The sequence below is a fragment of the Cryobacterium sp. TMT2-4 genome (genome assembly GCF_004402575.1).
GTDB classification, from domain to species: Bacteria; Actinomycetota; Actinomycetes; order Actinomycetales; family Microbacteriaceae; genus Cryobacterium; species Cryobacterium sandaracinum.
Genome location: NZ_SOGE01000001.1, coordinates 185,598 through 206,810, shown reverse-complemented (window position 1 = coordinate 206,810; position 21,213 = coordinate 185,598). Strand labels below are relative to the sequence as shown.

Below are 21,213 nucleotides of genomic sequence, written 5' to 3'. Positions count from 1 at the left end.
GCTGGCCGATCATGGGGACCTTCACCTTCGAGATCGACGAACTCGCCATCCCCGCCGCGCCGCAGGCTCCCGGCTGGGCCGATTTCGAGGCGGCAAACGGGGTGCGCAACACGGTCGAGGCGTATGGCACCACCGACCTGGAGCTGACCGTCGAAGAGCTCCTGCCGGACTGGCTCAAGCAGGCGTGGGAGCCCAAGCGCCTCTTCGTGGCCCGGTCCAAGGGACGCCTTGTCGGGCGCGGTCACTACGAGACCCTTCCGGAGGGTTCCGCCGAGCACGCGTGGTTGGCCGTGGAAGTGCTTCCCGAGTACCGACGGCGAGGCATCGGCTCAGCCCTCACTGCCCGGCTCGAGGCGATCGCACCCCGCCGGAATGGTTGCCCGATCTGGCGGTGCTCTACGCGCGCATGAGCACGGATGCCCCGAGCGCCGGCCTTGCCGAACCGGAGCAGCTCTAGACGCCCGAGCGCGTCATGCAGGAGGAGCAGAAGGCTGCCGCCGGCAGGCGCACGGCGTTGACCTCGGCGGTGCTGCATGGCCCGAGCGGCCACCTCGTGGGATTCACCGAGCTGGAGGTGCCGGCGGAGTCCCGCCGCTCGGTCAGCCAGGAGGACACTCTGGTGCTGCGCGAGCACCGCGGCCGCCGGTTGGGGATGCTGCTGAAGATGGCGAACCTCGAGCTGCTCGCGGCGAAGCGCCCCGGGCATCCGTCGGTGATGACCTATAACGCTGAGGAGAGCCGGCACATGCTCACGGTCAACGAGGCCATCGGCTTCGTGCCGCTTGGTTACGAGGGAGCCTGGCGCCGCGACGCCCTCTAACCCGGCTCTCCGGCCCTCGAGCCTGCCGAGCCCTGAATTTCCGAACCCTGAGTCCCAGAGCCAAAGACCCAGATCCCGAGACCCGACAACCAAAAGCCCAAAGCCAAAGCCAAAGAACAAAAGACCGCAAAGCCAGCAAAGAGGGCAAAGCCGGCACACGTAGCTGAGGCGAAGGGCGGCGACCGCCGAACACCCGGCCCTGATCGGCCTCGCCGGCGATCGTCAGCAGCTGCACGAGGGCATCGGCGGCGATCTGGTCCGTGGTGCGGGGGTCGTCCTGCATGCGTGTGGCCCACGCGGCTTTCGCCTTGTCGACGAAGCGCACCCCGCCGCGGCGAGGGCTGGTGATCGAGTCGAAGACGGAGAGCACGAACTCGCCGTCTTCGGTCGCGAAGAGGCCATTCAGACGCACCTTGCCGTTGCCGAGCCGGTAGACCTTCAGGAACCGGTCGTCGTGGGCCTGCTTCTCCCAGGCGGCAATGCCGGCCTCGTCGAGGCGGTCGCGCATGCGCCGCGCCAGTCTGAAGACCTGGTCCGTGTTCAGCGTCGACGCCTCGACGAGAAGCAGGGGTCAGGGCTTCGGTGAGCTTGTCGGCGGTGACCGTCGCGGCGATCTGGCCGAGATCAAAACGGATCGACTCGGCCGCGTCGACGGAGAGAGCCCCACTGGTGACCGCGCGGGCGATCGGCGCTTGCCAGGGCACCTTCGCAACGAACTCCGCGACCTCGGCGGCATCAGCGTCCGGCGACTCCACGGCCGCCTCGACGCGCGCCTGCGCCGCCTCGGCACCGGCCATCATCGTGCCGACCGAGACCAGTTTGAACGCGTCGGTCTTGGTCGAGCCCGTCACCTTTTGGATCATCGCCTCGGGCGAGAGGAATCCCTGCTGCGCGGCCAGACCTGAATGGCCGAGTTCGGGCCGGGACCGCCGGGCGATGGTCGCCGCCATCCACGCGGATCGCGTGTCGAGGAGGCGGCGGGCGGCCACGATCTGCTTCTGACCGGCCAGCACCTCGGCGTCGGCGAGGTGCTCCTAGTCGGCGCAGGAGGAGTCCAGGCGGGCGACGGCATCCGTTGCCGCTCTGAGGTCATCTGCGGCGGTTGTCATGGTCCGCGGTTAGCAAAGATGGTGATTGAAGTTGAGAGTTATTCACTTGATATTCAAAAGAGTTTCGTATTTTTGTTCAACAGTCAGGCTTCTCGCGGGCAGCGAGCCTCAGCGCAGCCGTTGGCATCGCGGGCAGAGGTGTGAACTGCGGTTCATGAACTGCTGCCGCACGAGCAGTGTGCCGCAGCGGGGGCACGGTAGACCCTGCCGGCCGTACGTGTTGAGGCGGTGCGAAAAATATCCGGACTGACCATTCACGTTCACGTATTGCGCATCGAAACTGGTGCCGCCCTCGGCCAGGGCCCGGTTCAGGATGCTGCGGACCGCGCCGAGCAGCGCCCGCCCCTTCGCGGGCGACAGGGAGTCTGCCGGCTGCTCGTAGTGCACCCGGGCCTCAAAAAGGGCCTCGTCGGCGTAGATGTTCCCGATGCCGCTGATCAGGGTCTGGTCGAGCAGGGCGCGCTTGATCCCGGTCTTCTTGCGGGCCAGGGCAGCCAGGAAGAGCGGCGCCGAGAAGCCCGGATCCAGCGGGTCGCGCGCGATGTGCGCCACCTGCGACGGGATCAGCCCCGACCAGCCCAGGCCCGAACCGGCTAGTCCGTCCGCCCCGGTCGCGCCGCCTGCGAGCCCGGAGTACCCGGCCGTCAGCCCGTCGCGGGTGGGCTGCATCGAGTCCACGGCCATACTGCCGAAGATGCGCTGGTCGACGAAGTTGACCCACAGCTCGCCGTGTTCCGGGTGCTCGATCTGCAAACGGATGCGCAGGTGCCGGTCCGTGTCCGATCCGGGGCTGCGCAGCAGCACCTGACCACTCATTCCGAGGTGCACGACCAGGGCGCGCCCGGAATCCAGCGGCAGCCAGATGAACTTACCCCGGCGGACGGCGGCGAGCACGCCCCGGCTCTGCAACAGGTCGGCGAAATGCCCGCTCGCGGAGTCATGGCGACGCAGGGATCGTGGCTCGAAGACCTCGACGCCGACGATCACGGCGCCGGTTACGGCCGGCGCCAGGCCGGCGCGAACGACCTCCACTTCAGGAAGTTCGGGCATGCGAGCCTTTCAGCGTCACGGCCTGACAGCAGCTCAGGGAGCGCTGAGGCGCGTCCAGGCGTCGAGTGCGGCGGCCATCTCGGCGTGCTTCTTGCTCGTGCCCTCGCCGACCGCACTGACGTCACCCACGGTGACGGTGGCGATGAAGATCTTGGAGTGATCGGGTCCGCTTTCCGCGATGGAGTAAACGGGAACCCCGGTGCCCAGGCGAGCCGCGGCTTCCTGCAGGCTCGTCTTGGGGTCCATGGACACTCCGAAGTGCCCTGGGTCACGGAGGAGCGGCTCGATCAGGCGCAGCACGAGCGCCGTCGCCGTCTCTCCGCCGGAGTCGAGGTAGACCGCTCCGATGAGCGCCTCGACGGTGTCGGCAAGGATCGACGACTTGTCACGCCCATTGGTGAGGATCTCGCCGCGGCCGAGGCGCACGTACGCACCCAAGCCGATGCCGCGCGCGATGCCCGCCAGGGCAACGCTCGACACCAGGCTGGCCCGGCGCTTGGCAAGGTCACCCTCGTCGAGCTGCGTGTACTCCCGATAGAGCATGACCGTCACGGCCTGCCCCAGAATCGAGTCGCCGAGAAATTCGAGGCGCTCATTATTGGGTATGCCGCCGTGCTCGTACGCGTACGAGCGGTGGGTGAGAGAGAGCTCAAGCAAGGCCGGGTCGATCTGCACGCCGAGAGTCGCCAGCAGGGACGAAACCTCGGGATCGACGTTCACGAGTGCCGGCTCAGCGAGTGCGCGCCGGGCAGATGCCGACCGAAAACACTGATGCCGCGACTCAACGGAACGGGACCCTGAATCGGGACTCCCGGCATCCGTCGGCGCGGCATCAGGCGTTCGAGCACGACGAGGCTAAACGTCGGCGACCTTGCGGCCCTTGTATTCCATGAATAGCGCCGTGCCGGCTGCGTCGGTGACGACCTTGGCGCGGTGCGGCAGGCTGTAGACAACTTTGCCGTTTTCCATGGTCTTGACCAGGGTGGGCGCTTCGGCCTTCCAGCAGGAACGACGTGAACGGGTGTTGGAGCGTGATTGCTTGCGCTTCGGGACTGCCATGACTACTTCTCTTCTCTATCCGTTTCAGCCTGGATGTCTTCATCCGTGCCGCTGCTTTCGGAAGCTTGGAATTCCATGAGCGCGGCCCACCGGGGATCGCGCTTTTCTTCGGGTAGGAACTCAGGGGCCTCGGCAAGCCGTTCACCGGTCTCGGGGTCGAGACCTGGGCAATCCGGCCGGCAAACCGGCTGGAACGGCAGTGACAACACCACCGCATCCCTGATCAGAGGTTCAAGATCCACGTGGTCATCTTGAACTTCACTTTCATAAGCTTCGTCTAGAGAGTACGCGAAAAGCTCGTGAAACTCGACTTGGACCGGCAATTCGACGTCGATGAGGCATCTGCCGCACTCTCCGGCGGCGATTCCGGACACCTGGGCCGACACGAGGATGCCCTCGTGCAGGGTTTCGAGGCGCAGGTTCGCGATCACGGTAGAGCCGGCCTTCACGGCGACCAGGCTCTCGCCGAGGTCTCCCGGCACGACGATTTCGAGGTGTCGTTCGTGCATGGTGCCCGGGCGGTTGATCAGGTCGCGCACATCGACCTTGTACGGGGTCTTCTTGAATCTACTCACGAGGGAAGATTCTACGCGTTCACGGCTGGGCGTCCGATTCGTCGCTCGCCGGGGCGCCAGAGCGATGCCGGCAGCAGCGTCGCCCGCACCCGCAGGCGCCGGCCCGACACCGAATGGATGCCGCGGAGCACCACGTCGAGGTCGGCCACGCGTTCCGCCGCCCGCGCGGACTGCGCGTCGTCACCCGGTCGCCCGTAGTGGCTGCGCTCCGCTCCCACGAGGAGCCGGTCGAGGGCCTCGGCCGCGGCTCCCCCGCCCGGACCGGCGCCCTCCGTAACGCTCTCGGTACCGCCTACCGAGCCGATGAGAACCCGGAGCCGCGCGGCGAGCTCGCGCGGCGTCTCGGTCTCCCGCACGAAGACGCCATGGTCCACCGCCGTGTCGCTGACCTCACGCCACGCCTCCACGGCCCCGCTCTGCCCCGACAGGAGGCCCCGGCGCCGCAGCATCCGCCGGGTCACCCGGATGAGGGCCGGCAGAAGGAGCAGCGCGAACGTCCCGAGGACGAGCAGGCCGAGACGGATGATGCCGCCGCGCGAGTCCGCGGGCGAAGAAGCGTCGGCCTGGGCGTCAGCGGCGTTCTGGCCGCCGAGGTCCTCGGGGCGCGGCGCGTCCGACGGGCCGGCCTGGCCGGAATCAGTCAGCGGCACGGTGACGGCATCGTCCTGCGTGTACGCAGGCACGGCGCCGCGGCCGGGCGTGGGCTCGAAGGGCACCCAGCCGACGCCCTCGAAGTAGATCTCCGTCCACGCGTGAAGGTCGTGGGTGTCGACGCTGTACCGGCCGACCCCGGCGACGGAACCCGACGCGGACAGCGACCCGGGCTGGTAGCCGATCGCGATCCGGGACGGGATGCCGATCGAGCGGGCCATAGCCGCCATCGCCGAGGAGAAGTGCACGCAGTACCCGGTCTTCACCTCGAGGAAGGTGCTGACGACGTCAATGCCGCCACCGTCATAGCCGGCCTCGACGGGAGCCTCGGTGTCGTAAGCGAAGTCGCTGCCGCGCAGGTAGTCCTGCAGGGCCCGCGCGGCCTCGTACGCGCTCGTGGTGCCGGCGGTGACCTCACGCGCGGTGTCGCCGATCAGGGCCGGAGTCTCGGCTGGCAGCCTCAGGCTGCGCCGGATCTCCGCCGGATACGCACCCTCGGCTTCCCGCAACTGCTCCGCCGTCGGCTCCAACGTGAGCGCGGTGACGGTGTACTCCTGGCCGCGGGTCGTGTCGCCGGGGCTCGTGATGGACCCGGTCGCCTCGTTCCAGTACCAGGCGCCGAGCAGGCCGGTCACCGAGCGGGGCGGCGCAGGGGTAGGCAGCCACCGGGCGGCCAGGTTGTCGATGCCGATGGTCGTGATCGTCTCGCTCGTCTTGATATCGGGTGAGAACCCTGGCGGCAGGTCGATGTCGTCGACGGCGTTCGCGCGGCTCCTGGGCGCCTCCCCGGCGGTCCAGTTGCGGCCCGAGAATTCATCGAGTGTCAGCAGCCGAAGGTAGGGCGGCCGAGTCGCCGTGGTGCGGAAGTGCAGCACCGGTTCGGCGTCCGGCCGGCGCAGGTCCTGACCGAGGTTGATCATGGGGCTGACACCGTTGGCGAACAGCAGGCTGCTGCCCGGGCGCGCGCGCGTGAGGCTGCCCCCAGGCAAGACGGGCGTGGCGACGCTGACCACGATTGCCGCCACTATCGCGACGCTGCCCACGACGACCGCTCCCTTAGAAGAGCCGGGCACGTGGCGCCGCCCGGGCGCGACCGTGCCGGGCCCCGCTACGACCGGCGGGCCGGGCAGGCTGCCGGCTCGGCGCATCCGGATCTCGACATGGAGGAGCAGGAGGTAGGCGGCGGCCGTGAGCACGAGGGCCTCCAGGTTGGCCTCGTGGCCGAGGGCAAGCCCCGGCACGAGCAGCGGCACCAGCACGGGCAGTCCGGCGAGCGCGGGCACGCGCAGGATGACCGCGAGCGTGTCGATCAGGATCGCGATCACGCCGGCGCCGGCGCTGAGCAGGAACAGGATGCCGGCGGTCGCCTCGGCCGGCGTCGATTGCTGCTCGATGGAGACCACCCCGGAGAGCGCCAGATCGCGGAACCGGTCGATCGTCTCTCCGGTCGGGATCAGCCAGAGCCAGCCGCTTCCGGCGCCGAAGAGCAGCGTCAGGACCGCCACAAGAACCCCTAATCCAGCGAGCGGCCCGAGGAAGACGGGCAGGCCGGCGCGGCGGAACCCGGCGGAACCGAGCAGGACGCCGGCGGCCGTGAACGTCATCAGCCACCACCAGCCCGTGCCCTCGAGCAGCGGCCCGAGGCCGGCGTCGGCCACGACCAACAGCAAAAGGAGTGCGAACGCGAGGGGCCACTCCGCCCGCTTGAGTCGGGCCGCGCGGGCGGAGGGGTCGCGCCAGGCGGTGCGAGTGCCCTGGTCGGGAGCGGCCTGGTCGGGAGCGACCCGGTCAGACGGCGTCATTCAGGGGCCTTCTCGCGCCGATAAAGTCCTCCCAGGCACGGGGGATGTCCGGGGTCTGGTGCACGGGGATGCAGCGCCAGCCGGCCTCGCGCAGCCGGCGCACGGCATCCGTTCGCACCGTGGGCAGCACGAACGCCACCGCGGGGCGGCTCTGGGACACGAGGTCGGCGAGCTCGGCCAGATCCCGGTCGTCGACGGCGACGAGCACCACGAAGGTCGGCAGCAGCCCGCCGGGCACCACGAGCGTGCTGAGTTTCGCGGCGGTCCCGGACTCGGGCGTACCTGGTTCGACGGATGCCGGGGGTCCGGGCTTCACTGCGGGGCCGCCGAACGTGTACGTCTGTTCTGCTTCGTCCTCGCCGGTCTCCGCCGGGTCGGGCGGGTCCGCCGGCTTGACCCCGGCCAGCCCTTCGAGCAGCAGCGCGACTCCGCCCGGCGGCAGGAAGACGGTGGGAGGGTCGCCGCGCAGGCCGCCTCGGCCGCCGGGTCGCCCCGGGGTGGCGTTCGCCTGGCCCGGGCTCGCCAGTCTGCCGGACGAGCCCGAGCTGGGACTGGACAGGCTCGGTGTGGACAGGCTCGGTCCCAGCGCAACGAGGTCGAGCCGGTAGCCGGCCGCCAGCAGGTGCACCCCCACGGATGCCGCGAGCTCGACGGCCACCTCGAACGCCTGCTCGAGGCGCGGCCCGCCGAGATCGGTGCCGCTGTCGGCACCGGCACCAGTGTCGGCACCGACGACGGTCGGGCGGCCGCGGCGTCCGCGCAGCGCGGTGTCAAGCACGAGTCGGGCTCCGGGGTTGCTCTGCTCTTCCTCCTGCCGCACCATGATCGCGCCCAGGCGGGCCGTGGCCGGCCAGTTCACGCGGCGCAGCGGGTCGCCCGGCCGGTACTCGCGCGCGATCAAGGGGTCTGCGTTGTGGTTCAGGTGCCGGAGCCGCTCCGGAACGTCGCCGTCGTTCAGGGTGCCGGTGAGGCCCCGGCCGGCCAGGGCGGTCACCCGGGGCGTCACCGCCAGGTCGTGCGGCTCCCCCACGGCCCACTCGCCCGAGGCAAGGCCGAACGGATCCGAACGCCCGATCAGCACCGGGCCCGTTGCGTAGAGACCCCGCCGGGGCAAGCTGAACCGGTACTCGAACCTCACGCTGTCTGCACCGGTGTCCGGGCCGCCCTCGTAGCGGTCGAGGGCCGGCAGCGGCGTTCCGGCCGGCACGGTCAGTCCGGCGTCGCCGGCGTCCCGCCCCCGCACGGTGTCCCGCAGATGCAGGCCCGCCAGGGGCCGGGGGGAAAGGTTCCGCACCCCGAGCCCCACGACGACCTCGCCGCCGGCCGGCACGACCGGTGGGCGCAGCATCCGGGTGACGCGCAGGCGCACCGGATGGATCGATACGTACCCGAGGGCGGCGACGGGGATGGCCAGGAGCACACCGGCGATGAACAGAAGGTCGCGCTGGTTCGTCAGCAGGGCGAGCAGCAGAAGGCCGGCTCCCGCGGCGAGGAACATCCCGCCTCGAAGGGTGACCCGGGGAAACCGGACGCGCCGCTGCTTCGCCGGCATGGCGTCAGGGATGCCCGGTGGCACCGACGGGAACGGGGGTGGCCGCCACGATTCGGCGAACGATGTCGTCGACCACCGGGCCGCTGTCCTGATGGTGGCCGAGCACCCGGCTGCTCGCCACGAGGCGGTGCCCGAGCACGGCGACGGCGAGAGAGTCGATGTCGTCGGGCAGCACATAGTCCCGGCCGTGCAGCGCCGCCTGGGCCTTGGCCGCCCGGATCAGCTGCAGCGTGGCACGGGGGCTGGCGCCCAGGCGCAGGTCGCGGTCGTCGCGGGTGGCCCGCACCAGGCTGACCGTGTACTCCTTCACCGCGGGAGAGGCGAACACCCGCTGTACGGCCGTCATCATTCCGCGCAGCTGGGCGCCGGAGACGACCGCCTCGATGCCGGCCAGCGGGCTCGACGTGTCGCGGGCATCCAGCATCATCAGCTCGGACTCGGTGTCGGGGTACCCCATCGAGATGCGTGCCATGAACCGGTCCCGCTGGGCTTCGGGAAGCGCATAGGTGCCCTCCATCTCGATCGGGTTCTGGGTGGCCACGACCGTGAAGGGCAGCGGCAGCAGATAGGTGGAGCCGTCGACGGTGACCTGGCGTTCCTCCATGCATTCCAGCAGCGCGGACTGGGTCTTCGGGCTCGCCCGGTTGATCTCGTCCCCGATCACGATGTTCGCGAAGATGGCGCCAGGCTTGAACTCGAATCGGCGGTCCACCTGGTTGAACACCGACACGCCCGTCACGTCGGAGGGCAGCAGGTCGGGGGTGAACTGGACGCGGCTGACCGTGCAGTGCACGGACTTGGCCAGCGCCTTGGCCAGCATGGTCTTGCCGACGCCGGGAACGTCCTCGATCAGAAGGTGCCCTTGGGCCAGCAGCACCGTGAGAGCCGTCGTGACGGCCGTGTGCTTGCCGTCGATGACGGTTTCCACATTGCGGATGATCGCACGCGCCGCAGCCTCGACGGCCGGAAGGCCCATCAGGGTCTCGTCGTCCGTGTCGGCGACAGGGCCGCCCACGTTCCCGGCGAGCGCCGGAACGGAAACCGAGCGCAGGGGCGACGTATTCACACGCGTGTCTTCTGCAGGAACGCCGCCACGGCCGGCGGCACATACGGGGTGATATCGCCGCCGAGCGCGGCGACCTGGCGCACCAGGGAACTGGACACGTGGGCGTTGGCCGGGTCCGGCAGCAGGAAGATCGTTTCCACGGCGGCGAGGTTGCGGTTCACGATCGCCATCGGGGTCTCGTAGGCCACGTCCACCTGTGAGCGGATGCCCTTGATCAGCACGCTTGCGCCGACCTCCGTGCAGTATTCGACGAGCAGCCCCATGCCCCAGGAGGCCACCACGATGTTGCCCGGCAGCCCGGCGTCCAGGATGGACCGCTGCAGCAGGGAAACCCGCTGGCTGATCGGCAGTAGAGCCGTCTTGCCGGGGTTGTGCACGACGAGCACGTGCAGTTCGTCGAAGAGACCGGACGCCCGTTCAATCACGTCGAGATGACCCCGCGTGACGGGGTCGAATGAACCGGGGACGACGGCGATCCTGCGCATAGCGATCACCCTAGCCCCAGTGCGTGAACGGTGCCTGAGCGCGCTCCGATCCTGCTGTCAGGACTTGGTGAGCGAGGCCCGCTCCGCGTCGTCGAGGCGCCGCCGCACCGCCTCCCGCAACGCCGGGACCGATTCGAGGTGCGGGTCGTGCTCGCTCAGGCGCTGCGCATGGCCTCTGGCCTCCCCGATCAGGTCGCCGTCGGTCGCCACCCTCAGCAGGCGCAGCGAAGAGCGGCCCCCGGACTGGTTGCTGCCGAGCACATCGCCCTCCCGGCGCAGTTCCAGGTCGACCTGGGCCAACTCGAACCCGTCGAGGGTGGCAGCGACAGCCTCGACTCGCTCGCGCGCGATGGTTTCGGCCTCCGCGCTCGTGACCAGGAGACAGAGCCCCGGCACGCCGCCGCGGCCCACCCGGCCACGCAGCTGGTGCAGTTGCGAGACGCCGAACCGGTCGGCGTCCAGCACCACCATGGCGGAGGCGTTGGGCACGTCGACGCCGACCTCGATAACGGTCGTCGCCACGAGCACGTCGATCTCACCGGCCGCGAACGCGCGCATGGCCACGTCTTTCTCTTCGCTGGTCATGCGCCCGTGCAGCGGTTCGATGCGGGCAGAGGCCAGGGCCGGGTTACGACGCAGTTCGGCGAGCACCATTTCGACGGATGCCGGCGCTGCAGCCTCGGGATCGACCTCCGCGCCCTCCTCGAGCTGTTTCGGGGCGATGGCCGGGCACACCACGAAACCCTGGCGGCCCTGGGCGAGCTCCTCCGCCAGCCGGGTCCACACCCGGGTGACCCAGCCAGGCTTCTCGAACACAGGCACGACGAACGTCTCGATGCCCTGCCGCCCCTCCGGCAGCTCCGCGATCGTGCTCACGTCGAGGTCGCCGAACACGGTCATGGCCACGGTGCGCGGGATCGGGGTGGCGGTGAGCACCAGCACGTGCGGCGGCACGGCCCCCTTCAACCGCAGCGCCTCGCGCTGGTCCACGCCGAACCGGTGCTGCTCGTCGACGACGACCAGTCCGAGGTCGAAGAACGTGACCTTGTCGCCGAGCAGCGCATGCGTGCCGATCACGATCTTGGCCTGTCCGGACACCACTCGGAGCAGCGCCTTGCGGCGCTCTGCCACCGGCAGCTGCCCGGTGAGCAGGGTGGGCATCAGCGTGCCTGCCAGCTCGGGGCCGAGCGACCGCACGATCGTGCGCAGGTGCTGGGCCGCCAGAACCTCGGTGGGAGCGAGGAAAGCCGATTGGCCGCCTGTGTCGGCGACGGTGAGCATGGCCCGCAGGGCCACGACGGTCTTGCCGGATCCGACCTCACCCTGCAGCAGCCGGTTCATCGGGTGGGTCTCGATAAGGTCGGCGGAGATCTCCGTGGCCACGCCCTGCTGGTCCGCGGTGAGGCTGAAGGGCAGGCCGGCGTCGAAGCGCTCGAGCAGGCCGCCGGACGACGCCACGCGCGGGGTGGAGTGCTGCTGCCGGGCGGTGAGCCGCTGCTGCACCAGGGCGCTCTGCAGCACGAAGGCCTCGGTGAACCGCAGGGTGTCCCTCGCGCGGCGCCAGTCCGCATCGGTTTCCGGGCGGTGGATCAGCTCGAAGGCCCGGCCCTGCGGCAGTAGCCCGCGCTCGGCGCGCAGCCCCGGCGGGATCGGGTCGGGCACCGGGCCCACGCTGTCCAGCAGGATCGCGATGGACTGCGCGACCTGCCAGCTGGCCACGGTGTTGGTGGCCGGGTAGATCGCGACGGGCTGCTCGATCCAGAGTTTGGCGGCCGCGGCATCCGTGGGCATCTCGGGTTCGTCGTCGGCGCCGGGGCCGAAGAGCTTGTAGGTCGGGTGCGTGAGCTGCAGGTGGCCCCGGTAGTCGGTGACCTTGCCCGCGAACATTCCGCGCATGCCGGGTTGGAGCTGCCTGGCCCGCCAGGACTGGTTGAACCAGGTGAGACTGAGGATGCCGCGGCCGTCGGAGATCTTCACCTCGACGATCGACCCCTTGCGGGCTTTCATCGGGCGTTCCTCGACCGAGCGGATCTCCGCCACAATGGTCACGTTCTCGTCGAGCGGCAGCAGGCTGATCGACGAGAGCTCGCCGCGACGGGCGTAGCGGCGCGGGTAGTGGCTGAGCAGATCGCCCACGGTGTGCGAGCCGAAGGCCTTGCCCAGGGCGACGGCCGTTTTGCCGCCGACCACGGTGGCCAGCTTGCTGTCGAGGGTCACCGGGGCGAGAGTCTCCCCAGCCTCCGAATCGGTCATGTCTCGATCGTAGGCGGCACGTGCGACATGCGGCACCGCGTCGGCGCGGGTGCACCGCGACCGCGGCCGCCGACGGGCGATAAACTCGACGGGTTATGACGCGAATCGTCGCCGGGTTTGCCGGTTCCCTGCCCCTGGCGGTGCCCAAGACCGGCACCCGCCCCACCAGCGACCGTGTTCGGGAGGCGATCTTCTCCGCCCTCGACGCGCGCGACATCATCCGTGGCGCTCGGGTTCTCGATCTGTACGCCGGGTCGGGCGGGCTCGGCCTGGAGGCGGCCAGCCGGGGAGCGCGCATCGTGACCCTGGTCGAGAACAACTTCGGCGCCGCGCAGATGTGCCGCAAGAACACCGAGGCCGTGCTGCGGGCGGCACCGGGGCGGGGCGCCCCGAAGATCAAGGTGAGCAGCCAGGCCGTGCAGTCGTTCCTCGCGGCCACCGGCGAGGGGTTCGACCTGGTCTTCATCGACCCGCCCTACGACCTGGCCGAGACCGAGCTCGGCCACAACCTTGCCGCCCTGGCGCCGCTGCTCGACCCGGGCGCACTCGTCATCGTGGAGCGCAGTTCGCGCTCCCCCGAACCGGTCTGGGGAGCGGGCCTCGCATCCGACCGGCGCAAGGACTACGGCGACACGGCCGTCTGGTACGCCTCCCCCGTGCTGCCGGCGGCCTGAGGCGCTCTCAGGCGACGGCGCCGTCCCAGCCGCGGTAGGGGTCCCAACCGGCCTGGTCGTGGGGGCGGCCATCCACCAGGACCGAGCCTGCGGCATCCGTCACCACGCCGACGGCGCGGAAGCCGGCGGGCAGGACGGCGCCCGGCGGGAAAGTGGCCAGCAGGCCGTGGTCCTCGCCGCCGCCGAGGGAACGCTCGACATTCTCGCCGAGGGCCGACCGGGCGAAGTCGATGCCCACGCCGCTGGCCCGGGCGAGGCGCCCGGCGTCGATGGCGAGTCCGTCGGACACGTCCAGCATCGCGGTCGCGCCGGCGCCGGCGGCGGCCGGACCTCGGTCGATGGGCGGCACCGGTGCGAGCTGCGCGGCGACCGCCTCAGGATGCTGCGCCCGCAGTGCGTCCGCCAGCGCAGCATCCGGAACACCGTTTTCGTCCACGGCGAGACGGAAGAGCAGGTCCAGGCCTCGGGCGGCCTCACCGAGGCGCCCGGCCAGGACCACGACGTCGCCTGGCCGCGCCCCGGAGCGCAGCACGGGCTCGCGTCCCTCGAGGTCGCCGAAGGCTGTCACAGCGAGAGTGAGGGCGTCGGACGCGGACAGGTCGCCGCCGACGACGCCGCAGCCGGGGGCCAGCGCCTCGCAGCAGTCGCGCAACCCGTCGGCGATGCCCTCGATCACCGAGATCGGCGTCGACGGCGGGGCGGCGATCGCCACCACCAGTGCGGTGGGACGGGCCCCCATGGCGGCGACGTCGGACAGGTTCGTCGCGGCGGCCTTCCAGCCGAGGTCGTGCGGGGACGACCAGGCGAGCCGGAAATCCGGACCCTGGATCATCATGTCCGTGGTGACGACGTAGCGCCCGTCCGGGGCCCGCATCACGGCGGCGTCGTCGCCGGGGCCGAGGAGCTGGGCCGCGGAGCCCGGCAGTCGCGGGAAGATCCGGGCGAGAACCTCCCCTTCGCTCAGGTCGGCCAGCGTCGCACTCATGGGGAACATCGCGCCCGCAGCATTCGTCATGCTACAAACGGTAGCCTGAATGCAATGACTCCCCGCATCCGTTTCCTCCACACCGGCCTCGCGCTCACGCTCGTCGCCGGTACCGTGCTCCTCACCGGCTGCACGGCGGTCGTGCCGCTGGAACCGGCCGCGGATGCCGTCAATCCCACCTGCGCCGACCTCATCGTTCGCCTTCCGACCTCGGTGGCCTCGCTTCCGGAACGTGAGACGAACGCCCAGGCCACGGGCGCGTGGGGCACCCCGAGCGCGGTCCTGTTGCACTGCGGCGTTGCCGTGCCCCCACCGACGACGCTCCCCTGCCTCACGGTCAACGGCATCGACTGGATCGAAGACGACTCGGATGCGCCGCTCTACCGCTACACCACCTACGGCCGTGACCCGGCAACCGAACTGGTCATCGACTCGGACAAGGTCAGCGGGTCCACGGTGCTCGTAGACCTGGCGCAGGCCGTGGGGAACATCCCCGCGACGGGCCAGTGCCTCGGCGCCGCGGACCTGCTGCTGCCGACCGACGGCGAGACGGTGGCGCCCGCTCCATAGCCCGCCACCCTGCCGCCCCGCCGTCCTGCTGCCCCGAGTCGACAGCTTTCGGGGGTTGCGGCCGCACGGACGAGTGCGGGTACGGAGTTGTCAAGTGTTACGTCTCATTTCGTTATGCCGCGACGTCTGGGAGCAGCGCCGCCGGCAGGCCCGTAACGTCGCTGGGGAGTCGCCGTCACACGGCGTGCGGCCTCTGATGGACGGGGACACGACATGCTTCTCACCGGACTCGGCCTGGGCGTCGCCCTGGGCTTCACCATGCAGCGGGGCAGGTTCTGCGTCACCGGCGCTTTCCGGGACCTGTGGCTCACGGGCAGCACCCGCTGGCTGACGGCCTTTCTGATCGTCATCGCGGTGCAGAGTGTGGGAGTCTTCGCCCTCGACGCTGCCGGTGTGATCACCCTCGACCCCCAGCCCTTCGCCTGGCTGGCCACGATCATCGGTGCGTTCATCTTCGGGTTCGCCATCGTGCTGGCCGGCGGATGCGCCACGGGCACCTACTATCGCGCCGGCGAGGGTCTGGTGGGCAGCTGGTTCGCCCTGATCTTCTACGCCCTCTTCTCCGCCATCTCGAAGACGGGCGCGCTGTCCGCTCCGGTCGCGGCGCTGCGCGGTATCACCGTGGAGGCTTCCACCATCCACGGCGTCCTCGGCATCTCACCGTGGGTGCTGGTCGCGGTGCTCGTCACCGGCGTCGGCCTGCTCGCCCGACACCACCTGCGGCTGCGGTCGTCCCTGCCGGTCGCGTCGCTCCCGGCCCGCACGAGCGGCATCCGGCATCTCCTGTTCGAGAAGAAATGGGGCGCGTTCACCACCGCCCTGATCATCGCGCCGCTCGCCATCCTCGCCTGGCCGCTCAGCTGGGCAACCGGGCGCGAGTCCGGGCTCGGTATCACCGGGCCGTCCTCGAACATCGTCAACTACCTCGTGCGCGGCGATCCCCAGTTGATCGACTGGGGAGTGTACCTGGTGATCGGCATCCTGCTCGGCTCGTTCATCGCAGCCAAGGGCAGCGGCGAGTTCCGGGTGCGGCTGCCCGATGTCACCACCACCATCCGCAGCATCCTCGGCGGGGTGCTGATGGGCGTCGGAGCCAGCCTGGCCGGCGGCTGCACCATCGGCAACGGCATGGTCGACACCGCCACCTTCGGCCTCCAGGGCTGGGTGGCGCTGGTGTTCATGATCATCGGCACCGGCGCCGCGACGCGCCTCTTCATCACCGGGTCCGCGCGGGTAGGGGTCTCCCCCGCTCGCGTTCCGGCCAACCAGTAGCAACCCCGCAGCCAACCAGGAGAAAGAAGCCCGACATGGCACAGTACGTACTTGAGACCGACGGTCAGGTCTGCCCGTTCCCGCTCGTGGAGGCCGGAGCCGCAATCGAGAAGCTCAACCTCGGCGACGAGCTCACCATCAACTTCGACTGCACGCAAGCGACGGACGCCCTGCCACGCTGGGCGGCGGAGAGCGGCTACCCGGTCACCCACTTCGATCGCGTCGGGGACGCCCACTGGACCATCACGGTGCAGAAGGTCTGATCGCCGCGCCGGGAGCGCGGCTGGGCGGCTAGACCGCCAGGTGCAGCGCGGCCGGCGCGGCGCGGTGGGCGATCGCCACCTCGATCAGCTCATCAATCAACTGCGGGTAGGTGAAGCCACTGGCCAGCCAGCAGCTCGGGAACATCGAGATGGGGGTGAACCCGGGCATGGTGTTGATCTCGTTGATCACCCAGCCGTCATCGGTGAGGAAGAAGTCCACCCGCGCCAGGCCGGCGCCGTCGATCGCGTCGAACGCGCGGATGGCCAGGGCCTGCATCTGGGCAAGTTCCTCGGAGGTGAGGTCGGCCGGGCAGACCAGGTCGATGCCGGACGCACCGAGGTACTTGGCGGCAAAGTCGTAGAAGTCCCGCCCGGTGACCCGCACCTCGCCGGCGACGGATGCCCGCGTCGGCTCCCCAGGACGCCCCTGCAGCACCGCGATCTCGAGTTCGCGTCCGCGCAGCCCGGCCTCGATCAGAACCTTGCTGTCCTCGAGCAGAGCAACCCGCATCGCCTCGGCGAGCTGGTCCAGGGTCGACACCCGACTCACGCCCACGCTCGACCCTGCACGAGCCGGCTTCACGAACACGGGCAGCCCGAGCTCCTCGGCCGCCGCGAACGCCATCCCGGGAGCCTCGGCCCAATCGCCGGCGGTGATGGTACGCCACGGGGCGACCGGGAGGGCAGCCTGCTGGAAGACGGTCTTGGTGAAGTGCTTGTCCATTCCGAGCGCCGACGCGAGCACGCCTGAGCCCACGTAGGGCAGCCCGACGAGTTCGAGTAGCCCCTGCACGGTGCCGTCCTCGCCGAACGGGCCGTGCAGGATCGGGAAGACCAGGTCGACGTTACCGAGCGAACGATAGCCGGCGCCGTCACTGACGGTCAGCTGGCGGCTGAGGCTGCTCTCCGGCCACCGGATGCGGGTGCCGTTGTCGAAGACCTCCGGCAGTTCGTCCGCGTCCAATGTGAACCGGGCCGGGTCATCCGCTTCGAGCACGAAGGCTCCGTCACGGGTGATGCCGACCGGAATGACGTGGTAGCGATCGCGGTCAATCGCCGCCAGGACGCCGCCCGCTGTGGCGCAACTGATCGAATGTTCGCTTGACCGACCCCCAAAGAGCAGCGCCACCGTGAGCTTGTTCGTCATCAATCGTCCTTTCGCCCTGCGGCTCCGCTGAGTCCGTGGTCAGGTGCGGGGCGAGATCCCGCGGTTTCAGAGTACCGGCCAGCACCTGGCGGACCTGCTCAACGATGGGCATGTCCACCCCCTTGGCGCGGGCGAGATCGAGAATGGGGCCGACGGACGCAAGACCCTCGGTGGTCTGCTGCATCTGCTTGACGACGTCGTTGATGCCGTAGCCCTGGCCGAGGAGCCGGCCGGCGGTGTTGTTGCGCGACAGCGGCGACTGGCAGGTCGCGATCAGGTCGCCCAGGCCGGCCAGGCCAGCCAGCGTTTCCGGATGCGCGCCGTAGGCCACCGCGAAATCGGTCATCTCCACGAGACCGCGGGTGATGATCGACGCCTTCGTGTTCTCCCCGTAGCCGACGCCGTCGACGATGCCGATGGCCACGGCGATGAGGTTCTTCAGCACGCCGCCGAATTCGGTGCCGATGACATCCGTGTTGACGTAGGAGCGGAAGTAGCGGTTGCGGGCCAGCATGGCAACGGCCTGCGCGGTCTCGAGGCTGTTCGAGGAGACCACGGCCGCCGTCGGCTGTTCCTTGGCGATTTCCAGGGCCAGGTTGGGTCCGGAGATCGCCGCGATCAGGTCGGGGTTGATCGGCAGGATCTCGGCGATGATCTGACTCATGCGCAGGCCGGACCCGCGCTCGACGCCCTTCATCAACGACACCACGATGGCGCCGGGAGCCAGGAACGGCTCAGCCAGGATCAGGTTCTCGCGCAGCGACTGGCTCGGCACCGATACGAACACCTGCTCGGCGCCGGCGAGGGCCAGGTCGAGCCTCGCGGTGGCCCGCAGGCCCTCCGGCAGGTTGATGCCGGGCAGGTAGTCGCTGTTGCGCCGGGCCTCGGTGATCTCGCGGGCGAGCTCGGGACGGCGGGCCCACAGCACGACGTCGGCCCCGCCGTCGGCCAGGATCTTGGCGAACGTGGTGCCCCAGCTGCCGGCACCGAGAACGGCCACCCGTTTGCCTGGCTGAACCTTAGGCTTCAAAACGGCCGGTCTCTTTCTGATCGTGCTCGGTCGGGTTCCAGCGCTTGGACGGCGCCGTCTCACCCCGAAGATCTTCGAGCAACTGGGTGATGGCGGCCATGACGAGCGTGGTGGCCTCGTTGAGCGTCGCCGGGTCGAGGTTGCGGCCCCGGAACTGCGCCAGGTCGAGCGGGTCACCGATCTTGACCAGCACGGTCTTGCGCGGGAATAGGTTCAGCCGCTTCGAGTAGCGCGGCATGATCGCCTGCGCTCCCCAGTGGGCCACCGGCACGATCGGGATACCCTGCTCGAGAGCGATCCGCACAGCGCCGGTCTTGCCACGCATCGGCCACAGCGCGGGGTCCCGGGTCAGCGACCCCTCCGGGTAGACGACGACCATCTGGCCACGTTCGACCAGTCGCTCGGCCGCCTTCACGGGCTCGCTGCCGCGCACGCTGCCGCCGCGCTGCACCGGGATCTGTCCCGACTTGTGCAGCAGCCACCCGATCACCGGGATTTTGAAGACGGATGCCTTCGCCATGAACCGGGGCGCGCGCCCCATATTCCAGCTCATTACCCCCATCAGAAGCGGGTCAATCTCGCTGAAGTGGTTGGGCGCCATCACAAACGCCCCGGAACGGGGGAACTTCGCGGCGTCGGTGACCTTGTACCGCACGGCGAGATTGATCACCGGAAGGATCATCATCGCCAGCACCCAGAACACGGATGGCCGCCGGGTCTCCGAACGCTCCCGCCCGGGGTTCACGACGTCACGGGAGATGTGGGTCTGGGGCGTTGGATCGGACACGGACGCTGGATCGGATGCTGGCACAGCCCCATTATCCTTCGAGATCGAAGTCAGCCCCCAACAGTTGAAGCTTGGTGATGAAGTTCTCGTAGCCGCGGCTGATGATTCCGACGTTGCTGACGGTGGAGGTTCCCTTCGCGGTCAGCGCCGCGATCAGGTGGCTGAAGCCGCCGCGCAAATCGGGAACCTCGATGTCGGCGCCGGTCAGTTTCGTCGGCCCGGTGATCACGGCCGAATGGTTGAAGTTGCGCTGGCCGAACCGGCAGGGGTGCCCGCCGAGGCATTCCCGGTGGATTTGAATGGTGGCGCCCATCTCGACGAGAGCGTCCACGAAGCCGAAGCGCTGCTCGTAGACGGTCTCGTGCACGATCGAGACGCCGTGCGCGTGGGTCAAGGCGATCACGAGCGGCTGCTGCCAATCCGTCATGAAGCCGGGGTGCACATCCGTCTCGATGATGACGGGCTTGAGGTCGCCGCCCGGGTGGTAAAAACGGATGCCGTCGTCTTCGATGTCAAACGCCCCGCCGACCTTGCGGAACACGTTCAGGAACGTCAACATCTCGGGCTGGCGTGCGCCACCGACGAAGATGTCGCCGTCGGTGGCCAGGGCCGCTGCCGCCCAGCTGGCCGCCTCGTTCCGGTCGAACAGGGCGCGGTGGTTGTAGCCCTCGAGGCGCTCGACGCCCTCGATCCGGATCACCCGGTCGGTGTCGACCGTGATGATGGCGCCCATCTTCTGCAGGATGTTGATGAGATCCATGATCTCGGGCTCGATCGCCGCGCCCTTGAGCTCGGTGATGCCCTCCGCGCGCACGGCGGTCAGGAGTACCTGCTCGGTCGCGCCGACGCTCGGGTAGGGCAGGGATACCTTGGTGCCCTTGAGCCCGTTGGGCGCGGACATCCGGATGCCGTTGGGCTGCTTCTCGACGACGGCGCCGAACTTGCGCAGCACGTCCAGGTGGTAGTCGATCGGGCGGTCGCCGATGCGGCAGCCGCCCAGATCGGGGATAAACGCCTCCCCGAGGCGGTGCAGCAGAGGGCCGCAGAACAGGATCGGGATGCGCGAGGAACCGGCGTACGCGTCGATCGCCGCGAAATGCGCGCTCTCGACGTCGACCGGGTCGAGCAGCAGTTCGCCGGGCTCGGCGCCGTCGGTGACCTTGACGCCGTGCACTTCGAGCAGCTGGCGCACGATGCGCACGTCGCTGATGTTCGGCACGTTTTTGAGCGTGCTGGGACTCTCACCGAGAAGGGCCGCGACCATGGCCTTGGTGACCAGGTTCTTCGCGCCTTTCAGTTCGATCCGGCCGACCAGGGGGATGCCGCCGCGGATGGTGATCCGGTCGCCCTGCAGCCCGACGGCCGCGCCCCAGTTCTGGGCGTTCTCGCGGTTCTGCGCGTCCGACCGGTTCTGGTCGTCTTCACGGTCCTGGGTGTTTTCGCTGATGGTGCTCACAAACGTACCTGCCTTGCGGGGAGAGTGCGGGGCCGCCATGGCTCCCGGTGGGATTCGAATTCTGCGATCCGCGCTTCATCGCGCAGGGTGAGTCCGATGTCGTCGAGGCCCTCGAGGAGGCGCCACCGGGTATAGTCATCGATCTCGAACGGAACGGTGAGGCCGCCCACGCGGGCGGTCCTCGACACGAGGTCGACCGTCAGTTCGACTCCGGGACAGGCCTCGATGATGTCCCACAGGCGCTGGGCGTCGGCCTCGGAGATCTGGCCGGCGAGCAGACCCTGCTTGCCGGAGTTGCCGCGGAAGATGTCGCCGAAGCGGGGGCTGAGGACCACGTCGAAGCCGTAGTCGCGTAGCGCCCATACGGCGTGCTCCCGCGAGGAGCCGGTGCCGAAGTCGGCGCCGGCCACGAGCACGCGGGCACCCTCGTAGGCCGGATTGTTGAGTACGAAGTCGGGGTCGGCGCGCCAGCGGGCGAAGAGGGCGTCTTCGAAGCCGGTCTTGGTGACGCGCTTGAGGTAGACGGCGGGGATGATCTGGTCGGTGTCGACGTTGGAGCGGCGCAGTGGAAGCGCGATGCCCGTGACGGTTGTGAACTTTTCCATTA

23 protein-coding genes are annotated in these 21,213 nt (G+C 69.4%); 7 read left to right on the top strand and 16 right to left on the bottom strand.

The features are described 5' to 3' along the window. Positions 1-11: 11 nt before the first annotated feature. Both E3O54_RS01060 and E3O54_RS01055 read left to right on the top strand, forming a co-directional pair. Entirely contained in the window at positions 12-410 is a 399-nt protein-coding gene (locus E3O54_RS01060) for a GNAT family N-acetyltransferase (protein ID WP_134400752.1), read from the top strand. 62 nt (positions 411-472) lie between these two features. Then, positions 473-820: a hypothetical protein gene (locus E3O54_RS01055; protein WP_134371597.1), complete on the top strand. Its 348-nt coding sequence runs from the start codon at positions 473-475 to the stop codon at positions 818-820. On the opposite strand, the gene E3O54_RS01050 is transcribed toward E3O54_RS01055, so the two are convergent. Further along, positions 756-1,328, bottom strand: a complete 573-nt coding sequence (locus E3O54_RS01050; RefSeq protein WP_241976701.1) for a hypothetical protein — start codon at positions 1,326-1,328, stop codon at positions 756-758. The two genes, E3O54_RS01055 and E3O54_RS01050, sit on opposite strands and share 65 nt — an antisense overlap. On the opposite strand from E3O54_RS01050, the gene E3O54_RS01045 reads away from it, so the two are divergent. Then, positions 1,327-1,725 carry a hypothetical protein gene (locus tag E3O54_RS01045; RefSeq protein WP_134400750.1) on the top strand — a complete coding sequence of 133 codons (399 nt, stop codon included), beginning with the start codon at positions 1,327-1,329 and terminating at the stop codon, positions 1,723-1,725. The two genes, E3O54_RS01050 and E3O54_RS01045, sit on opposite strands and share 2 nt — an antisense overlap. Positions 1,726-2,037: 312 nt before the next feature. Here E3O54_RS01045 and E3O54_RS01040 read toward each other — a convergent pair whose 3' ends face one another. The 9 genes from E3O54_RS01040 to E3O54_RS01000 all read right to left on the bottom strand — a co-directional run bounded on the left by E3O54_RS01040 (position 2,038) and on the right by E3O54_RS01000 (position 12,422). Beyond that, a complete protein-coding gene (locus E3O54_RS01040) occupies positions 2,038-2,979 on the bottom strand; it encodes an Fpg/Nei family DNA glycosylase (protein WP_134400749.1) in 942 nt (313 codons plus the stop codon). Positions 2,980-3,012: 33 nt separating this feature from the next. Next, positions 3,013-3,699, bottom strand: coding sequence for a ribonuclease III (gene rnc / locus E3O54_RS01035; RefSeq protein ID WP_134400748.1), 687 nt, complete (start codon positions 3,697-3,699; stop codon positions 3,013-3,015). A gap of 135 nt (positions 3,700-3,834) precedes the next feature. Then, positions 3,835-4,038: a 50S ribosomal protein L32 gene (rpmF, locus tag E3O54_RS01030; RefSeq protein ID WP_066596228.1), complete on the bottom strand. Its 204-nt coding sequence runs from the start codon at positions 4,036-4,038 to the stop codon at positions 3,835-3,837. A gap of 2 nt (positions 4,039-4,040) precedes the next feature. Further along, the gene (locus E3O54_RS01025; protein WP_104171681.1) at positions 4,041-4,613 is read right to left on the bottom strand and encodes a DUF177 domain-containing protein; all 573 of its coding nucleotides are present in this window, start codon (positions 4,611-4,613) and stop codon (positions 4,041-4,043) included. An 11-nt stretch (positions 4,614-4,624) separates the two neighbouring features. Continuing rightward, a complete protein-coding gene (locus E3O54_RS01020; RefSeq protein WP_134400747.1) occupies positions 4,625-7,066 on the bottom strand; it encodes a DUF3488 and transglutaminase-like domain-containing protein in 2,442 nt (813 codons plus the stop codon). Then, positions 7,053-8,618 (bottom strand): DUF58 domain-containing protein, encoded by a 1,566-nt coding sequence (locus E3O54_RS01015; protein ID WP_134400746.1) that lies wholly within the window; start codon positions 8,616-8,618, stop codon positions 7,053-7,055. Before E3O54_RS01015 ends, E3O54_RS01020 begins: the two co-directional genes overlap by 14 nt. A gap of 4 nt (positions 8,619-8,622) precedes the next feature. Continuing rightward, positions 8,623-9,594, bottom strand: a complete 972-nt coding sequence (locus E3O54_RS01010; RefSeq protein WP_134400775.1) for a MoxR family ATPase — start codon at positions 9,592-9,594, stop codon at positions 8,623-8,625. Positions 9,595-9,680: 86 nt separating this feature from the next. Continuing rightward, positions 9,681-10,169 (bottom strand): pantetheine-phosphate adenylyltransferase, encoded by a 489-nt coding sequence (gene coaD, locus E3O54_RS01005; RefSeq protein ID WP_104103054.1) that lies wholly within the window; start codon positions 10,167-10,169, stop codon positions 9,681-9,683. A 57-nt stretch (positions 10,170-10,226) separates the two neighbouring features. Further along, positions 10,227-12,422 (bottom strand): ATP-dependent DNA helicase RecG, encoded by a 2,196-nt coding sequence (locus tag E3O54_RS01000; RefSeq protein WP_104103051.1) that lies wholly within the window; start codon positions 12,420-12,422, stop codon positions 10,227-10,229. 95 nt (positions 12,423-12,517) lie between these two features. Between E3O54_RS01000 and rsmD the strand changes: the two genes are divergently transcribed. Then, the gene (rsmD, locus tag E3O54_RS00995; RefSeq protein ID WP_134400745.1) at positions 12,518-13,096 is read left to right on the top strand and encodes a 16S rRNA (guanine(966)-N(2))-methyltransferase RsmD; all 579 of its coding nucleotides are present in this window, start codon (positions 12,518-12,520) and stop codon (positions 13,094-13,096) included. Positions 13,097-13,103: 7 nt separating this feature from the next. Here the strand turns inward: rsmD and thiL are convergent, their stop codons facing one another. Then, positions 13,104-14,111, bottom strand: coding sequence for a thiamine-phosphate kinase (thiL, locus tag E3O54_RS00990; RefSeq protein ID WP_370247057.1), 1,008 nt, complete (start codon positions 14,109-14,111; stop codon positions 13,104-13,106). Positions 14,112-14,135: 24 nt separating this feature from the next. Between thiL and E3O54_RS00985 the strand changes: the two genes are divergently transcribed. The 3 genes from E3O54_RS00985 (at position 14,136) to E3O54_RS00975 (ending at position 16,186) form a co-directional block, all read left to right on the top strand. Continuing rightward, complete coding sequence (locus E3O54_RS00985) at positions 14,136-14,651, top strand: DUF3515 family protein (RefSeq protein ID WP_104171675.1); 516 nt, start codon at positions 14,136-14,138, stop codon at positions 14,649-14,651. A 213-nt stretch (positions 14,652-14,864) separates the two neighbouring features. Then, positions 14,865-15,923, top strand: coding sequence for a YeeE/YedE family protein (locus E3O54_RS00980; RefSeq protein ID WP_104103039.1), 1,059 nt, complete (start codon positions 14,865-14,867; stop codon positions 15,921-15,923). 35 nt (positions 15,924-15,958) lie between these two features. Continuing rightward, positions 15,959-16,186, top strand: coding sequence for a sulfurtransferase TusA family protein (locus E3O54_RS00975; RefSeq protein ID WP_134400744.1), 228 nt, complete (start codon positions 15,959-15,961; stop codon positions 16,184-16,186). A 28-nt stretch (positions 16,187-16,214) separates the two neighbouring features. On the opposite strand, the gene E3O54_RS00970 is transcribed toward E3O54_RS00975, so the two are convergent. From E3O54_RS00970 to leuD, 5 genes are all read right to left on the bottom strand, one after another. Then, on the bottom strand, positions 16,215-17,333 hold the full coding sequence (locus E3O54_RS00970; RefSeq protein WP_134341768.1) for a D-alanine--D-alanine ligase family protein: 1,119 nt from the start codon (positions 17,331-17,333) through the stop codon (positions 16,215-16,217). After that, entirely contained in the window at positions 17,236-18,333 is a 1,098-nt protein-coding gene (locus tag E3O54_RS00965; protein ID WP_104103030.1) for an NAD(P)H-dependent glycerol-3-phosphate dehydrogenase, read from the bottom strand. The genes E3O54_RS00970 and E3O54_RS00965 overlap by 98 nt, the downstream gene beginning before the upstream one ends. A gap of 19 nt (positions 18,334-18,352) precedes the next feature. After that, positions 18,353-19,048 (bottom strand): 1-acyl-sn-glycerol-3-phosphate acyltransferase, encoded by a 696-nt coding sequence (locus E3O54_RS00960; protein WP_241973097.1) that lies wholly within the window; start codon positions 19,046-19,048, stop codon positions 18,353-18,355. A 133-nt stretch (positions 19,049-19,181) separates the two neighbouring features. Next, the gene (gene murA, locus E3O54_RS00955) at positions 19,182-20,504 is read right to left on the bottom strand and encodes a UDP-N-acetylglucosamine 1-carboxyvinyltransferase (protein ID WP_233191550.1); all 1,323 of its coding nucleotides are present in this window, start codon (positions 20,502-20,504) and stop codon (positions 19,182-19,184) included. A gap of 98 nt (positions 20,505-20,602) precedes the next feature. After that, positions 20,603-21,211, bottom strand: coding sequence for a 3-isopropylmalate dehydratase small subunit (leuD, locus tag E3O54_RS00950; protein WP_104103024.1), 609 nt, complete (start codon positions 21,209-21,211; stop codon positions 20,603-20,605). Between the last annotated feature and the right edge of the window lie 2 nt (positions 21,212-21,213).

Coding starts and splice junctions, on each gene's coding strand:
- E3O54_RS01060 (WP_134400752.1), top strand. CDS start 12: ATGGGGACCTTCACCTTCGAGATCGACGAACTCGCCATCCCCGCCGCG.
- E3O54_RS01055 (WP_134371597.1), top strand. CDS start 473: ATGCAGGAGGAGCAGAAGGCTGCCGCCGGCAGGCGCACGGCGTTGACC.
- E3O54_RS01045 (WP_134400750.1), top strand. CDS start 1,327: ATGCGCCGCGCCAGTCTGAAGACCTGGTCCGTGTTCAGCGTCGACGCC.
- E3O54_RS01050 (WP_241976701.1), bottom strand. CDS start 1,328: ATGCGCGACCGCCTCGACGAGGCCGGCATTGCCGCCTGGGAGAAGCAG.
- E3O54_RS01040 (WP_134400749.1), bottom strand. CDS start 2,979: ATGCCCGAACTTCCTGAAGTGGAGGTCGTTCGCGCCGGCCTGGCGCCG.
- rpmF (WP_066596228.1), bottom strand. CDS start 4,038: ATGGCAGTCCCGAAGCGCAAGCAATCACGCTCCAACACCCGTTCACGT.
- E3O54_RS01020 (WP_134400747.1), bottom strand. CDS start 7,066: ATGACGCCGTCTGACCGGGTCGCTCCCGACCAGGCCGCTCCCGACCAG.
- E3O54_RS01015 (WP_134400746.1), bottom strand. CDS start 8,618: ATGCCGGCGAAGCAGCGGCGCGTCCGGTTTCCCCGGGTCACCCTTCGA.
- E3O54_RS01010 (WP_134400775.1), bottom strand. CDS start 9,594: ATGGGCCTTCCGGCCGTCGAGGCTGCGGCGCGTGCGATCATCCGCAAT.
- coaD (WP_104103054.1), bottom strand. CDS start 10,169: ATGCGCAGGATCGCCGTCGTCCCCGGTTCATTCGACCCCGTCACGCGG.
- E3O54_RS01000 (WP_104103051.1), bottom strand. CDS start 12,422: ATGACCGATTCGGAGGCTGGGGAGACTCTCGCCCCGGTGACCCTCGAC.
- rsmD (WP_134400745.1), top strand. CDS start 12,518: ATGACGCGAATCGTCGCCGGGTTTGCCGGTTCCCTGCCCCTGGCGGTG.
- thiL (WP_370247057.1), bottom strand. CDS start 14,111: ATGACGAATGCTGCGGGCGCGATGTTCCCCATGAGTGCGACGCTGGCC.
- E3O54_RS00985 (WP_104171675.1), top strand. CDS start 14,136: ATGACTCCCCGCATCCGTTTCCTCCACACCGGCCTCGCGCTCACGCTC.
- E3O54_RS00980 (WP_104103039.1), top strand. CDS start 14,865: ATGCTTCTCACCGGACTCGGCCTGGGCGTCGCCCTGGGCTTCACCATG.
- E3O54_RS00975 (WP_134400744.1), top strand. CDS start 15,959: ATGGCACAGTACGTACTTGAGACCGACGGTCAGGTCTGCCCGTTCCCG.
- E3O54_RS00970 (WP_134341768.1), bottom strand. CDS start 17,333: ATGACGAACAAGCTCACGGTGGCGCTGCTCTTTGGGGGTCGGTCAAGC.
- E3O54_RS00960 (WP_241973097.1), bottom strand. CDS start 19,048: ATGATGATCCTTCCGGTGATCAATCTCGCCGTGCGGTACAAGGTCACC.
- leuD (WP_104103024.1), bottom strand. CDS start 21,211: ATGGAAAAGTTCACAACCGTCACGGGCATCGCGCTTCCACTGCGCCGC.